The organism is Enterobacter sp. MG-EB028 (genome assembly GCF_056673305.1).
In genome coordinates this window covers 4691248-4705945 of record NZ_CP195079.1, presented here as the reverse complement: position 1 = coordinate 4705945, position 14698 = coordinate 4691248, and the positions used below count along the sequence as shown (strand labels likewise).

The following is a 14698-nucleotide window of genomic DNA, read 5'->3' as shown; positions in this document are numbered from 1 at the left end:
TTATGGCACTTTGGGGTGGGCGTTTTACACAGGCAGCGGATCAGCGGTTCAAACAGTTCAACGACTCTTTGCGCTTCGACTACCGCCTGGCCGAACAGGATATCGTCGGCTCTGTGGCCTGGTCCAAAGCGCTGGTGACCGTTGGCGTGCTGACCGCAGACGAGCAGCAGCAGCTGGAAGAGGCGCTGAACAACCTGCTGGAAGAGGTGCGTCTGGATCCGCAGCAAATCCTGCAGAGCGATGCCGAAGATATTCACAGCTGGGTGGAAGGCAAGCTGATCGACAAAGTTGGCCAGTTGGGTAAAAAGCTGCACACCGGCCGCAGCCGTAACGACCAGGTCGCGACCGATCTGAAGCTGTGGTGTAAAGAGACCGTTGGCGAACTGCTGGCGGCCAACCGTCAGCTGCAGAGCGCGCTGGTGGAAACCGCGCAGAACAACCAGGACGCGGTGATGCCGGGTTATACCCACCTGCAGCGCGCGCAGCCGGTGACTTTTGCGCACTGGTGTCTGGCCTACGTTGAGATGCTGGCGCGTGACGAAAGCCGTCTGCAGGATACCCTTAAGCGTCTGGACGTCAGCCCGCTGGGCAGCGGCGCGCTGGCCGGTACGGCGTATGAAATCGACCGTGAGCAGCTGGCAGGCTGGCTGGGCTTTGCCTCCGCCACCCGTAACAGCCTGGATAGCGTCTCCGACCGCGACCACGTGCTGGAGCTGCTCTCCAATGCGTCTATCGGAATGGTGCACCTGTCGCGCTTTGCCGAGGATCTGATCTTCTTTAACTCTGGCGAAGCGGGTTTCGTTGAACTGTCCGACCGCGTGACCTCAGGCTCATCCCTGATGCCGCAGAAGAAAAACCCGGACGCGCTGGAGCTGATCCGCGGCAAGTGTGGCCGCGTGCAGGGTGCGCTGACCGGCATGATGATGACCCTGAAAGGGTTGCCGCTGGCGTACAACAAAGATATGCAGGAAGACAAGGAAGGGCTGTTCGACGCGCTCGACACCTGGCTGGACTGTCTGCATATGGGCGCGCTGGTGTTGGACGGCATTCAGGTGAAACGTCCGCGCTGCCAGGAAGCGGCGCAGCAGGGCTATGCGAACTCTACCGAGCTGGCGGACTACCTTGTTGCGAAAGGCGTACCGTTCCGTGAAGCGCACCATATTGTGGGTGAAGCGGTAGTGGAAGCCATTCGTCAGGGTAAACCGCTGGAAGATCTGGCGCTGGCCGATCTGCAGAAGTTCAGCGCGGTTATCGGGGATGATGTGTATCCGATTCTGGCGCTGCAGTCTTGCCTGGATAAGCGTGCAGCAAAAGGCGGCGTGTCGCCGAAGCAAGTAGCGCAGGCGATAGCGGATGCGAAAAACCGGTTGGTTTGATTTGTGCGGGCTGGTGCCCTCACCCCGGCCCTCTCCCACAGGGAGAGGGAGCAAACACTAAAAATGGCAACTTCGGTTGCCATTTTGCTTTTACCTCGGGCTTTTTTACGCAAAAAAAAGCGGACCACGGGGTCCGCAAAAGTTCACGTTGGCTTTAGTTGTTCGAGTTTTGAGAGAAACTCGATGACGGTGCGGGGACGTCAAGGGTCAAACACGGGCCGCCTCGTCTATGTGGTGTATTATTCAACAGAAAGCTTGATAGGGATAATCGTTCGTTGCTATGCTATCTATCGCCATGAACTATCGTGGCGACGGAGGATGAATAATGAATATTCGTGATCTTGAATACCTGGTAGCGTTAGCCGAGCATCGTCACTTTCGCCGCGCGGCAGATTCCTGCCACGTCAGCCAGCCGACGCTGAGCGGCCAGATCCGCAAGCTGGAAGACGAGCTGGGCGTGATGCTGCTGGAGCGCACCAGCCGTAAGGTGCTGTTCACCCAGGCCGGTCTGCTGCTGGTGGATCAGGCGCGCACCGTGCTGCGCGAGGTCAAAGTGCTCAAGGAAATGGCAAGCCAGCAGGGGGAGGCGATGTCAGGCCCGCTGCATATTGGCCTGATCCCAACCGTTGGCCCGTACCTGTTGCCGCACATCATTCCGATGCTGCACCAGACGTTCCCGAAACTCGAAATGTACCTGCATGAAGCGCAAACCCATCAGCTGCTGGCGCAGCTGGACAGCGGCAAGCTCGACTGTGCCATTCTGGCGCTGGTAAAAGAGAGTGAAGCCTTTATCGAAGTGCCGCTGTTCGATGAGCCGATGATGCTGGCGATCTATGAAGATCACCCGTGGGCGAACCGCGATCGCGTTCCGATGGCCGATCTGGCCGGGGAAAAGCTGCTGATGCTGGAAGACGGCCACTGCCTGCGCGATCAGGCGATGGGCTTCTGCTTCGAAGCGGGTGCCGATGAAGATACCCATTTCCGCGCAACCAGCCTGGAAACGCTGCGTAATATGGTGGCGGCGGGAAGCGGTATTACGCTGCTGCCTGCGCTGGCCGTGCCGCGCGAGCGTAAGCGTGATGGCGTGGTGTACCTGCCGTGCATTAAGCCGGAACCGCGTCGCACTATTGGTCTGGTGTATCGTCCGGGTTCACCGCTGCGCAGCCGCTATGAGCAGCTGGCAGAGGCCATCCGTGGTTCGATGGATGGCCATTTCGACAGCGCGTTAAAACAGGCGGTTTAAGCCGTTCAGCGCGGCTACCCGATAGGCTTCCGCCATGGTCGGGTAGTTAAAGGTGGTGTTAACGAAGTATTCGATGGTGTTACCACCGCCTTTCTGCTCCATTATCGCCTGGCCGATATGAATGATTTCCGCCGCGCGTTCACCAAAGCAGTGAATACCGAGGATCTCTTTCGTCTCGCGGTGGAACAGGATCTTCAGCGTTCCCACGCTCATCCCCACGATTTGCGCCCGCGCCAGATGTTTAAACTGCGCACGACCCACCTCGTAAGGCACCTTCATTGACGTCAGCTGCTGCTCGGTTTTCCCCACGGAACTGATTTCCGGGATGGTGTAGATACCCGTCGGGATATCTTCAATCAGGTGCGCCGTTGCTTCACCCTTCACCAGCGCCTGAGCGGCAATGCGGCCCTGATCATAAGCGGCAGATGCCAGGCTCGGGTAGCCGATCACGTCGCCGACCGCGTAAACGTGCGGCAACGCGGTCTGGTACATGCTGTTGACCTTGAGCTGGCCGCGGCTGTCGGTCTCAAGCCCGATATTTTCCAGCCGCAATGAATCGGTATTGCCGGTACGGCCGTTGGCGTACAGCAGGCAGTCTGCCTTCAGCTTTTTACCAGACTTCAGGTGCATGATCACGCCGTCATCGCAGCCTTCGATCTTCTCGTACTCTTCGTTGTGGCGAATCACCACGCCGCTGTTCCAGAAGTGGTAGGAGAGGGAGTCTGACATCTCCTGATCGAGGAACGCCAGCAGGCGATCCCGGGTGTTGATCAGGTCTACTTTCACATCCATTCCGCGGAAGATCGACGCATATTCGCAGCCGATGACCCCTGCGCCATAGATAATGACGTGGCGGGGTTCATGGTGCAGGCTCAGAATCGAGTCGCTGTCGTAGACGCGCGGGTGCGAGAAGTCGACGTCGGCCGGATGGTAAGGGCGTGAACCACAGGCGATAACAAATTTTTCAGCGGTGATTGTCTCAACCGATCCGTCGTGGCATTCGAGTGCCAGGGTATGTTCATCCACAAAATGCGCGTTGCCCTGCAGAATTTCACAGTGGTTACGCTCATAAAAGCCCTGACGCATGCGCGTCTGCTGGTTAATGACGGTATCCGCGTGATTCAGGATGTCGGCAAAGGAGGAACGAAGAAGTCGGGAGTGGTCGCTGTAAAGAGGGTTCTGGTTAAATTCGATGATGCGGCTAACGGCGTGGCGGAGGGCTTTCGAAGGGATGGTGCCCCAGTGGGTGCAACCGCCGCCGACATTATGGTAGCGCTCAATGACCGCTACTCTGGCTCCCTGTTTCACCAGACCCATAGCAGCACCTTCGCCGCCGGGGCCGGAACCAATAACTATTGCGTCGTAATCGTAGGAATGTGGCATGGTAAGGCTTACCTGTTCTTATACATAAAAGCAACAGAATCATAACATCATTACCAGGGTAACCCAATTATCGTTGTGCTTTTTTCCGGCAGTGGAGCACAAACCGCACGAAAACAATCATTCACAAAGCAGGGCAAACAGATTAATTTTATTCTCTGGTATAGTGCCATCAGGCCTTTGGAAGGATTCAACTATTGTGATGGGCGTAAGAGCACAACAAAAAGAGAAAACCCGGCGTTCGCTGGTGGAAGCCGCATTCAGTCAACTGAGTGCTGAGCGGAGTTTTGCCAGTTTGAGCCTGCGCGAAGTCGCTCGCGAGGCCGGGATTGCGCCAACGTCCTTCTATCGTCACTTTCGTGACGTGGATGAACTGGGCCTGACCATGGTCGACGAGAGCGGACTCATGCTGCGCCAGCTGATGCGCCAGGCGCGTCAGCGTATCGCCAAAGGAGGCAGCGTGATCCGTACCTCCGTGTCGACCTTTATGGAATTTATCGGCAATAACCCCAACGCGTTTCGTCTGCTTCTGCGCGAACGTTCGGGCACATCGGCTGCGTTTCGTGCCGCCGTCGCGCGGGAAATTCAGCACTTCATCGCGGAACTTGCCGATTATCTTGAACTCGAAAACCATATGCCGCGTGCGTTTACCGAAGCACAGGCCGAAGCGATGGTGACGATTGTATTCAGCGCGGGTGCCGAAGCGCTGGATGTCAGCATTGAACAACGCAAGCAGCTCGAAGAGCGACTGGTACTGCAGCTCAGGATGATCTCCAAAGGCGCGTATTACTGGTATCGCCGTGAACAAGAGAAACTGGCACATCAAACCGAAGAGTGAAGGTGAGTAATGAAACAGTCAGGTCAGGATAAAGGGACGCTGTTGCTGGCATTGATCGCTGGCTTATCCATTAATGGCACGTTTGCCGCTATTTTTAGCTCAATCGTTCCATTTTCGATTTTCCCGCTTATTGCGCTGGTGCTGACGGTTTACTGCCTGCATCAACGTTACCTGAACCGCACCATGCCGGTGGGGTTACCGGGTCTGGCCGCCGCCTGCTTTATTCTGGGCGTATTGCTGTATAGCACCGTGGTTCGCGCGGAGTATCCGGATATCGGCTCTAACTTCTTCCCTGCGGTACTGTCTGTGGCGCTGGTGTTCTGGATTGGCTCTCGCATGCGTAGCCGCAAGAGCCAACTGCCAGAGTAATGAGGCTTGAGTAGGGCAGGTAAGCGAAGCGCCGCCAGCCAAAAACGCCGGCTAATTACTTCGCCGTGAGCAGTACACCGCACTCCATGTGGTGCGTGTACGGGAACTGATCGAACAGCGCCAGACGTTCAACCTTGTGTGTCTGGCTTAATGTTTCCAGGTTCTTGCACAGCGTCTCCGGGTTGCAGGAGATGTACAGAATGCGCGGGTACGCCTGCACCATCTTCTCTGTTTCGCTGTCCAGGCCGCTGCGTGGAGGGTCGACAAAAATCGTCTCACACTGGTAGCTCTTGAGATCGATCCCTTCCAGGCGGTTAAACGCCCGCACGCCATTCATGGCCTGCGTGAACTCTTCTGCGGCCATACGAATGATTTGCACGTTGTCGATATGGTTGGCGGCAATGTTGTACTGCGCGGCGGCCACTGACGGCTTGGCGATTTCGGTTGCCAGGACGCGATCGAAGTTACGCGCCAGCGCCAGCGAGAAGTTGCCGTTACCGCAGTACAGCTCAAGCAGGTCGCCCTTAGACCCTTCCGTCGCCTTCAGCGCCCACTCCAGCATTTGCACGTTCATCGCCGCGTTCGGCTGGGTGAAGCTGTTCTCCACCTGACGGTAAATCATCTCTTTACCCGCCACCGGCAGACGTTCGTCGACGTAATCCTGATCCAGCATGATTTTGGTTTTGGTCGCGCGGCCAATCAGGTGCACGTTGATGTTCTGCGCGCGCAGCGCATCGCGCAGGGCTTCTGCCTGCTCGCGCCACTCGTCGGTCAATGCTTTGTGGTACAGCAGAGAGACAATCGCCTGATTGCTTTGCGTGGTCAGATAGTCAATCTGGAACAGCTTGTGGCGCAGCACCGGATTGTTGCGCACGCCTTCAATTATCAGCGTCATCAACTGGTTGATGAGCTCGCTCGCTGCCGGGAAGCTGTCCACGCGAATGCGGGATTTGGTCTGCTGATCGAAAATGATGTGATACAGGTCGTCGCCGTCGTGCCAGATGCGGAACTCGGCGCGCATGCGGTAGTGGCTGACAGGGGAGCGGAACACCTCGGGAACGGGCGCGTTGAAAGGCGTCATCATACTTTGCAGGCGGACAACTTTCTCTGCCAGCTGCGCGTCGTACTGTTCTGTCGGGAGGTGTTCGGGGGTCATGATGCGTCCTGAATGATAAAGAATTACGCGGGGATTGTAGGGATTGTGCAGTGGATGTCCAGATTTAATGGCCAATAGCTGTCTGGACATCTATACGTGTCTAATTGTAGCATTCTGTTTCCGGTCTCCTGAGAGTGAAAAGGGAATCCAGTGAAAATCTGGAGCTGACGCGCAGCGGTAAAGACTGGCGGGATGAGAGCTGTAGACACTGTGAAAATGGGAAGTCTTCATCCGTATAACGCCACCCAGCCCGAAGACCTGCCGGGATCACGTCGCATTTGGTTTCATCATCGCGTGCTATAGATGAGGCCTGCGGCATCCTTCTTATATTGTGGATGCTTTATCAATGATTAAAAAAGTATCGCTGTTGACGGCGCTGTCCGTCACGGCATTTTCGGGCTGGGCGCAGGATAGCGCTGACTCGTTGGTGGTGACGGCAAATCGTTTTGAACAACCTGAAAAAACTATTCTGGCAGCAACCTCGGTGGTGACGCGTGCCGATATTGACCGCTGGCAGTCAACCTCGGTGCTGGACGTTATGCGTCGCCTGCCTGGCGTGGATACGGCGCAAAATGGCGGGATGGGGCAACTCTCTTCTCTCTTTATTCGTGGCACAAACTCCAGCCACGTGCTGATTCTCGTTGACGGGGTCCGCCTTAACCAGGCGGGCGTCACGGGGTCGTCCGATCTCAGCCAGTTCCCAATCTCCCTGGTGCAGCGTATCGAATATGTTCGTGGACCGCGTTCGGCGGTGTACGGTTCTGACGCAATTGGCGGTGTAGTCAACATTATTACCACCCGCGCGAAGGATGGTACGACGCTGAATGCCGGCGTAGGCTCGCACGGCTATCAGAATTATGGCGGCAGTACCCAGCAAACGCTGGGCGACAGCACGCGCGTCACGCTTGCGGGTGATTACACTTATACCAAAGGTTTTGATGTGGTTGCGGACGGCAACAATGGCGGCCTTGCCCAGACCGATCGCGACGGCTTTATGAATAAAACGCTCTACGGCGCACTGGATCACGCATTCTCAGACCAGTGGAGCGGATTTGTTCGCGGCTTTGGCTACAGCAACCGTACGGCCTACGACGGTTACTACAGTTCATTTACCCCTGACGTACTGGTCGATACCCGCCAGCTCTATAGCCAGACCTGGGACGCAGGATTACGCTTCAACGGTGACATCTTCCATTCACAGCTGCTCACCAGCTATAGCCATAGCAAGGACTATAACTACGATCCAAATTTGGGCCGTTACGATTCAACGGCCACACTGGATGAAATCAAACAGTACAACGTTCAGTGGCTCAACTCTGTTGATGTGGGTCACGGGAACATTGGCGCGGGCGTTGACTGGCAGAAGCAGAGCACCGAGCCGGGTACAAACTACGTTACCAACGGCTACGACCTGCGTAATACCGGCGTCTACCTGACCGGACTGCAGCAACTGGGTGATTTCACCCTGGAAGGGGCGGTTCGCAGCGATGACAACTCGCAGTTTGGTCGCCACGGCACCTGGCAAAGCAGTGCAGCGTGGGAGTTCGTGGACGGTTACCGCTTCATTGCTTCTTATGGCACGGCCTATAAAGCACCGAATCTGGGGCAACTCTATGGCTTCTATGGCAATGACCATCTTGATCCAGAAGAGAGCAAGCAGTGGGAAGGGGCGTTTGAAGGCCTGACGGCAGGCGTGAGCTGGCGCGTGTCCGGCTATCGTAATGACGTTGAAAATCTCATCGACTTCAATAATAACCTTCAGCAATATTACAACGTCGGCAAAGCACGCATTAAGGGTGTGGAGGCGACAGCTTCATTTGATACGGGTCCGTTGACGCATACCGTTGGCTACGACTATGTGGATGCCCGCAACGCAGCGACCAACGAACTTCTGGACCGTCGTGCTAAGCAGCAGGTGAAATATCAGCTCGATACGCAGATCTATGATTTCGACTGGAGCCTGACGTATCACTATCTCGGCACGCGTTACGACACTGATTTTGGTTCGTATCCGTCAGAGAAAGTTAAAATGGGCGGTGTGAGCCTTTGGGATGTCGCAGTTTCATATCCTGTCACCTCACATCTCACAGTTCGTGGTAAAATAGCCAACCTGTTCGATAAAGATTACGAGACAGTTTATGGCTACCAAACTGCAGGACGGGAATACACCTTGTCTGGCAGCTACACCTTCTAATCCGCGTTCCACCGTGCTGGTGTTTGATTCCGGCGTCGGTGGGCTTTCGGTTTATGATGAGATTCGGCATCTCCTGCCGGATCTCCATTACATCTACGCCTTCGATAACGTCGCTTTCCCGTATGGGGAAAAGAGTGAAGACTTTATCGTTGAGCGTGTGGTTGAAATCGTCACCGCGGTACAAAAGCGCTATCCCCTTTCGCTGGCGGTCATTGCCTGTAATACGGCGAGCACCGTTTCCCTTCCTGCCCTGCGTGAAAAATTCCAGTTCCCGGTTGTGGGCGTTGTTCCTGCCATAAAGCCTGCCGCGCGCCTCACGGCTAACGGCATCGTAGGGTTACTGGCCACGCGTGGCACGGTGAAGCGTCCTTATACCCGCGAGCTGATCGACCGTTTTGCTAACGAATGCCAGATTGCAATGCTTGGCTCCGCAGAGCTGGTGGAGATGGCGGAAGCGAAACTGCACGGCGAGACGGTATCGCTTGAAGAGCTGCGTCGTATTCTTCGTCCGTGGCTGCGTATGCCCGAACCACCGGATACGGTTGTGCTGGGCTGCACCCACTTTCCGCTATTGCAGGAAGAGCTATTAGAAGTGCTTCCGGAGGGGACGCGCCTAGTGGATTCCGGTGCGGCAATCGCCCGTCGTACGGCCTGGCTGCTGGAGCATGAAGCGCCGGATGCGAAATCTACCGATGCGAATATCGCGTTTTGCATGGCCATTACGAAAGAGACTGAGCAACTTTTACCCGTTTTACGCCGTTATGGCTTTGAAACGCTCGAAAAACTGGCGCTGTAGCACGGTTTTGAGCAAAAAAGAGACGGTTGAAAGTTTTTTTTAAAAGAGGGGTTGTCAACGTCTGAGAACTCCCTATAATGCGCCTCCACTGACACGGAACAACGGCTTGCAAGCCGCCGGGTTAGCGGAGTTCAGAGATGAATGCCAACAGAGAAAAGTGAAAATAATCGCTTGACTCTGAATGAGGAAAACGTAATATACGGGACCTCGCAACGGTGAGCTGAAAGCCGCGTTGCAACTGCTCTTTAACAATTTATCAGACAATCTGTGTGGGCACTCAAAGTGACATGGATTCTTAACGTCGCAAGACGAAAAATGAATACCAAGTCTCTGAGTGAACATGCGTAATTCATTACGAAGTTTAATTCACGAGCATCAAACTTAAATTGAAGAGTTTGATCATGGCTCAGATTGAACGCTGGCGGCAGGCCTAACACATGCAAGTCGAACGGTAGCACAGAGAGCTTGCTCTCGGGTGACGAGTGGCGGACGGGTGAGTAATGTCTGGGAAACTGCCTGATGGAGGGGGATAACTACTGGAAACGGTAGCTAATACCGCATAACGTCGCAAGACCAAAGAGGGGGACCTTCGGGCCTCTTGCCATCAGATGTGCCCAGATGGGATTAGCTAGTAGGTGGGGTAACGGCTCACCTAGGCGACGATCCCTAGCTGGTCTGAGAGGATGACCAGCCACACTGGAACTGAGACACGGTCCAGACTCCTACGGGAGGCAGCAGTGGGGAATATTGCACAATGGGCGCAAGCCTGATGCAGCCATGCCGCGTGTATGAAGAAGGCCTTCGGGTTGTAAAGTACTTTCAGCGGGGAGGAAGGCGATAAGGTTAATAACCTTGTCGATTGACGTTACCCGCAGAAGAAGCACCGGCTAACTCCGTGCCAGCAGCCGCGGTAATACGGAGGGTGCAAGCGTTAATCGGAATTACTGGGCGTAAAGCGCACGCAGGCGGTCTGTCAAGTCGGATGTGAAATCCCCGGGCTCAACCTGGGAACTGCATTCGAAACTGGCAGGCTAGAGTCTTGTAGAGGGGGGTAGAATTCCAGGTGTAGCGGTGAAATGCGTAGAGATCTGGAGGAATACCGGTGGCGAAGGCGGCCCCCTGGACAAAGACTGACGCTCAGGTGCGAAAGCGTGGGGAGCAAACAGGATTAGATACCCTGGTAGTCCACGCCGTAAACGATGTCGACTTGGAGGTTGTGCCCTTGAGGCGTGGCTTCCGGAGCTAACGCGTTAAGTCGACCGCCTGGGGAGTACGGCCGCAAGGTTAAAACTCAAATGAATTGACGGGGGCCCGCACAAGCGGTGGAGCATGTGGTTTAATTCGATGCAACGCGAAGAACCTTACCTACTCTTGACATCCAGAGAACTTAGCAGAGATGCTTTGGTGCCTTCGGGAACTCTGAGACAGGTGCTGCATGGCTGTCGTCAGCTCGTGTTGTGAAATGTTGGGTTAAGTCCCGCAACGAGCGCAACCCTTATCCTTTGTTGCCAGCGGTTAGGCCGGGAACTCAAAGGAGACTGCCAGTGATAAACTGGAGGAAGGTGGGGATGACGTCAAGTCATCATGGCCCTTACGAGTAGGGCTACACACGTGCTACAATGGCGCATACAAAGAGAAGCGACCTCGCGAGAGCAAGCGGACCTCATAAAGTGCGTCGTAGTCCGGATTGGAGTCTGCAACTCGACTCCATGAAGTCGGAATCGCTAGTAATCGTGGATCAGAATGCCACGGTGAATACGTTCCCGGGCCTTGTACACACCGCCCGTCACACCATGGGAGTGGGTTGCAAAAGAAGTAGGTAGCTTAACCTTCGGGAGGGCGCTTACCACTTTGTGATTCATGACTGGGGTGAAGTCGTAACAAGGTAACCGTAGGGGAACCTGCGGTTGGATCACCTCCTTACCTTAAAGAACCTGCCTTTGCAGTGCTCACACAGATTGTCTGATGAAAAACAGCAGTAAAAATCTCTGCAGGCTTGTAGCTCAGGTGGTTAGAGCGCACCCCTGATAAGGGTGAGGTCGGTGGTTCAAGTCCACTCAGGCCTACCAAATTTTCCCTGATACTGCGTTGCGGCAACGCTCACATACTGATGTATGCTTCGCGTTTCCACGCCTTGTCTCAGGAAAAATTACCGGTACAGAGATTTGTAATACGATGGGGCTATAGCTCAGCTGGGAGAGCGCCTGCTTTGCACGCAGGAGGTCTGCGGTTCGATCCCGCATAGCTCCACCATCTTTTACTGCGAACACAAGAAAACTTCAGAGTGAACCTGAAAAGGTGCACTGCGAAGTTTTGCTCTTTAAAAATCTGGATCAAGCTGAAAATTGAAACGACACACAGTTAATGTGTGTTCGAGTCTCTCAAATTTTCGCAATCAGAAGTGAAACATCTTCGGGTTGTGAGGTTAAGCGACTAAGCGTACACGGTGGATGCCCTGGCAGTCAGAGGCGATGAAGGACGTGCTAATCTGCGAAAAGCGCCGGCGAGGTGATATGAACCTTTGACCCGGCGATGTCCGAATGGGGAAACCCAGTGCAATTCGTTGCACTATCGTTAACTGAATACATAGGTTAACGAGGCGAACCGGGGGAACTGAAACATCTAAGTACCCCGAGGAAAAGAAATCAACCGAGATTCCCCCAGTAGCGGCGAGCGAACGGGGAGCAGCCCGGAGTCTGAATCAGCTTGTGTGTTAGTGGAAGCGTCTGGAAAGTCGCAGGGTACAGGGTGATACTCCCGTACACGAAAGCACACAGGCTGTGAACTCGAAGAGTAGGGCGGGACACGTGGTATCCTGTCTGAATATGGGGGGACCATCCTCCAAGGCTAAATACTCCTGACTGACCGATAGTGAACCAGTACCGTGAGGGAAAGGCGAAAAGAACCCCGGCGAGGGGAGTGAAAAAGAACCTGAAACCGTGTACGTACAAGCAGTGGGAGCACCTTCGTGGTGTGACTGCGTACCTTTTGTATAATGGGTCAGCGACTTATATTCTGTAGCAAGGTTAACCGTATAGGGGAGCCGTAGGGAAACCGAGTCTTAACTGGGCGTTAAGTTGCAGGGTATAGACCCGAAACCCGGTGATCTAGCCATGGGCAGGTTGAAGGTTGGGTAACACTAACTGGAGGACCGAACCGACTAATGTTGAAAAATTAGCGGATGACCTGTGGCTGGGGGTGAAAGGCCAATCAAACCGGGAGATAGCTGGTTCTCCCCGAAAGCTATTTAGGTAGCGCCTCGTGAACTCATCTTCGGGGGTAGAGCACTGTTTCGGCTAGGGGGCCATCCCGGCTTACCAACCCGATGCAAACTACGAATACCGAAGAATGTTATCACGGGAGACACACGGCGGGTGCTAACGTCCGTCGTGAAGAGGGAAACAACCCAGACCGCCAGCTAAGGTCCCAAAGTCATGGTTAAGTGGGAAACGATGTGGGAAGGCACAGACAGCCAGGATGTTGGCTTAGAAGCAGCCATCATTTAAAGAAAGCGTAATAGCTCACTGGTCGAGTCGGCCTGCGCGGAAGATGTAACGGGGCTAAACCATGCACCGAAGCTGCGGCAGCGACGCTTATGCGTTGTTGGGTAGGGGAGCGTTCTGTAAGCCGTCGAAGGTGGCCTGTGAGGGCTGCTGGAGGTATCAGAAGTGCGAATGCTGACATAAGTAACGATAAAGCGGGTGAAAAGCCCGCTCGCCGGAAGACCAAGGGTTCCTGTCCAACGTTAATCGGGGCAGGGTGAGTCGACCCCTAAGGCGAGGCCGAAAGGCGTAGTCGATGGGAAACAGGTTAATATTCCTGTACTTGGTGTTACTGCGAAGGGGGGACGGAGAAGGCTATGTCAGCCGGGCGACGGTTGTCCCGGTTTAAGCGTGTAGGTGTGTGTTCCAGGCAAATCCGGTTCACTCTAACACTGAGGCGTGATGACGAGGCACTACGGTGCTGAAGTGATAAATGCCCTGCTTCCAGGAAAAGCCTCTAAGCATCAGGTAACACGAAATCGTACCCCAAACCGACACAGGTGGTCAGGTAGAGAATACCAAGGCGCTTGAGAGAACTCGGGTGAAGGAACTAGGCAAAATGGTGCCGTAACTTCGGGAGAAGGCACGCTGATATGTAGGTGAAGCCCCTGCGGGTGGAGCTGAAATCAGTCGAAGATACCAGCTGGCTGCAACTGTTTATTAAAAACACAGCACTGTGCAAACACGAAAGTGGACGTATACGGTGTGACGCCTGCCCGGTGCCGGAAGGTTAATTGATGGGGTTAGCGGCAACGCGAAGCTCTTGATCGAAGCCCCGGTAAACGGCGGCCGTAACTATAACGGTCCTAAGGTAGCGAAATTCCTTGTCGGGTAAGTTCCGACCTGCACGAATGGCGTAATGATGGCCAGGCTGTCTCCACCCGAGACTCAGTGAAATTGAACTCGCTGTGAAGATGCAGTGTACCCGCGGCAAGACGGAAAGACCCCGTGAACCTTTACTATAGCTTGACACTGAACACTGGTCCTTGATGTGTAGGATAGGTGGGAGGCTTTGAAGCGTGGACGCCAGTCTGCGTGGAGCCGTCCTTGAAATACCACCCTTTAATGGCTGGTGTTCTAACGTGGACCCGTGATCCGGGTTGCGGACAGTGTCTGGTGGGTAGTTTGACTGGGGCGGTCTCCTCCCAAAGAGTAACGGAGGAGCACGAAGGTTAGCTAATCCTGGTCGGACATCAGGAGGTTAGTGCAATGGCATAAGCTAGCTTGACTGCGAGAGTGACGGCTCGAGCAGGTGCGAAAGCAGGTCATAGTGATCCGGTGGTTCTGAATGGAAGGGCCATCGCTCAACGGATAAAAGGTACTCCGGGGATAACAGGCTGATACCGCCCAAGAGTTCATATCGACGGCGGTGTTTGGCACCTCGATGTCGGCTCATCACATCCTGGGGCTGAAGTAGGTCCCAAGGGTATGGCTGTTCGCCATTTAAAGTGGTACGCGAGCTGGGTTTAGAACGTCGTGAGACAGTTCGGTCCCTATCTGCCGTGGGCGCTGGAGAATTGAGGGGGGCTGCTCCTAGTACGAGAGGACCGGAGTGGACGCATCACTGGTGTTCGGGTTGTCATGCCAATGGCACTGCCCGGTAGCTAAATGCGGAAGAGATAAGTGCTGAAAGCATCTAAGCACGAAACTTGCCCCGAGATGAGTTCTCCCTGAGACTTTAAGTCTCCTGAAGGAACGTTGAAGACGACGACGTTGATAGGTCGGATGTGTAAGCGCAGCGATGCGTTGAGCTAACCGATACTAATGAACCGTGAGGCTTAACCTTACAACGCCGAAGGTGTTT

General features: G+C 54.8%; 8 protein-coding genes, 2 tRNA genes, 2 rRNA genes and 1 riboswitch. Of the genes, 10 read left to right on the top strand and 2 right to left on the bottom strand.

Annotated features, from left to right (window positions below; translation table 11 throughout):
- The first annotated feature begins 2 nt into the window (after positions 1 to 2).
- Together argH and oxyR are read left to right on the top strand one after the other, a co-directional pair.
- The gene (gene argH / locus ACR42C_RS22295; RefSeq protein WP_061096479.1) at positions 3 to 1376 is read left to right on the top strand and encodes an argininosuccinate lyase; all 1374 of its coding nucleotides are present in this window, start codon (positions 3 to 5) and stop codon (positions 1374 to 1376) included.
- Between the two features lie 325 nt (positions 1377 to 1701).
- The gene (oxyR, locus tag ACR42C_RS22290; protein ID WP_023309664.1) at positions 1702 to 2619 is read left to right on the top strand and encodes a DNA-binding transcriptional regulator OxyR; all 918 of its coding nucleotides are present in this window, start codon (positions 1702 to 1704) and stop codon (positions 2617 to 2619) included.
- Here oxyR and sthA read toward each other — a convergent pair.
- Positions 2602 to 4002, bottom strand: a complete 1401-nt coding sequence (gene sthA, locus ACR42C_RS22285; RefSeq protein WP_061096478.1) for a Si-specific NAD(P)(+) transhydrogenase — start codon at positions 4000 to 4002, stop codon at positions 2602 to 2604. The genes oxyR and sthA overlap by 18 nt on opposite strands.
- 196 nt (positions 4003 to 4198) lie before the next feature.
- Between sthA and fabR the strand changes: the two genes are divergently transcribed.
- A complete protein-coding gene (gene fabR / locus ACR42C_RS22280) occupies positions 4199 to 4837 on the top strand; it encodes an HTH-type transcriptional repressor FabR (RefSeq protein ID WP_008501784.1) in 639 nt (212 codons plus the stop codon).
- A 9-nt stretch (positions 4838 to 4846) separates the two neighbouring features.
- Complete coding sequence (locus ACR42C_RS22275; RefSeq protein WP_008501783.1) at positions 4847 to 5206, top strand: YijD family membrane protein; 360 nt, start codon at positions 4847 to 4849, stop codon at positions 5204 to 5206.
- 55 nt (positions 5207 to 5261) lie between these two features.
- On the opposite strand, the gene trmA is transcribed toward ACR42C_RS22275, so the two are convergent.
- Entirely contained in the window at positions 5262 to 6362 is a 1101-nt protein-coding gene (gene trmA / locus ACR42C_RS22270) for a tRNA (uridine(54)-C5)-methyltransferase TrmA (protein WP_163330980.1), read from the bottom strand.
- Between the two features lie 104 nt (positions 6363 to 6466).
- Positions 6467 to 6642, top strand: a riboswitch (cobalamin riboswitch).
- A 66-nt stretch (positions 6643 to 6708) separates the two neighbouring features.
- On the opposite strand from trmA, the gene btuB reads away from it, so the two are divergent.
- The 6 genes from btuB to ACR42C_RS22240 all read left to right on the top strand — a co-directional run bounded on the left by btuB (position 6709) and on the right by ACR42C_RS22240 (position 14680).
- Positions 6709 to 8556 (top strand): TonB-dependent vitamin B12 receptor BtuB, encoded by a 1848-nt coding sequence (gene btuB, locus ACR42C_RS22265; protein ID WP_166712614.1) that lies wholly within the window; start codon positions 6709 to 6711, stop codon positions 8554 to 8556.
- Positions 8501 to 9352 carry a glutamate racemase gene (murI, locus tag ACR42C_RS22260; RefSeq protein WP_479984570.1) on the top strand — a complete coding sequence of 284 codons (852 nt, stop codon included), beginning with the start codon at positions 8501 to 8503 and terminating at the stop codon, positions 9350 to 9352. Before btuB ends, murI begins: the two co-directional genes overlap by 56 nt.
- Positions 9353 to 9735: 383 nt before the next feature.
- Positions 9736 to 11275: ribosomal RNA gene (locus ACR42C_RS22255) — 16S ribosomal RNA — on the top strand.
- 69 nt (positions 11276 to 11344) lie between these two features.
- A tRNA-Ile gene (locus tag ACR42C_RS22250) sits at positions 11345 to 11421 on the top strand.
- A 108-nt stretch (positions 11422 to 11529) separates the two neighbouring features.
- Positions 11530 to 11605: transfer RNA gene (locus ACR42C_RS22245), tRNA-Ala, on the top strand.
- Positions 11606 to 11775: 170 nt separating this feature from the next.
- Positions 11776 to 14680: ribosomal RNA gene (locus ACR42C_RS22240) — 23S ribosomal RNA — on the top strand.
- The 16S and 23S rRNA genes sit together here with 2 tRNA genes alongside, the layout of an rRNA operon.
- Positions 14681 to 14698 lie beyond the last annotated feature (18 nt).

Excerpts from the sequence above, each read along its gene's own strand:
- argH (WP_061096479.1), top strand. The coding sequence starts at position 3 with ATGGCACTTTGGGGTGGGCGTTTTACACAGGCAGCGGATCAGCGGTTC.
- oxyR (WP_023309664.1), top strand. The coding sequence starts at position 1,702 with ATGAATATTCGTGATCTTGAATACCTGGTAGCGTTAGCCGAGCATCGT.
- sthA (WP_061096478.1), bottom strand. The coding sequence starts at position 4,002 with ATGCCACATTCCTACGATTACGACGCAATAGTTATTGGTTCCGGCCCC.
- ACR42C_RS22275 (WP_008501783.1), top strand. The coding sequence starts at position 4,847 with ATGAAACAGTCAGGTCAGGATAAAGGGACGCTGTTGCTGGCATTGATC.
- trmA (WP_163330980.1), bottom strand. The coding sequence starts at position 6,362 with ATGACCCCCGAACACCTCCCGACAGAACAGTACGACGCGCAGCTGGCA.
- btuB (WP_166712614.1), top strand. The coding sequence starts at position 6,709 with ATGATTAAAAAAGTATCGCTGTTGACGGCGCTGTCCGTCACGGCATTT.
- murI (WP_479984570.1), top strand. The coding sequence starts at position 8,501 with ATGGCTACCAAACTGCAGGACGGGAATACACCTTGTCTGGCAGCTACA.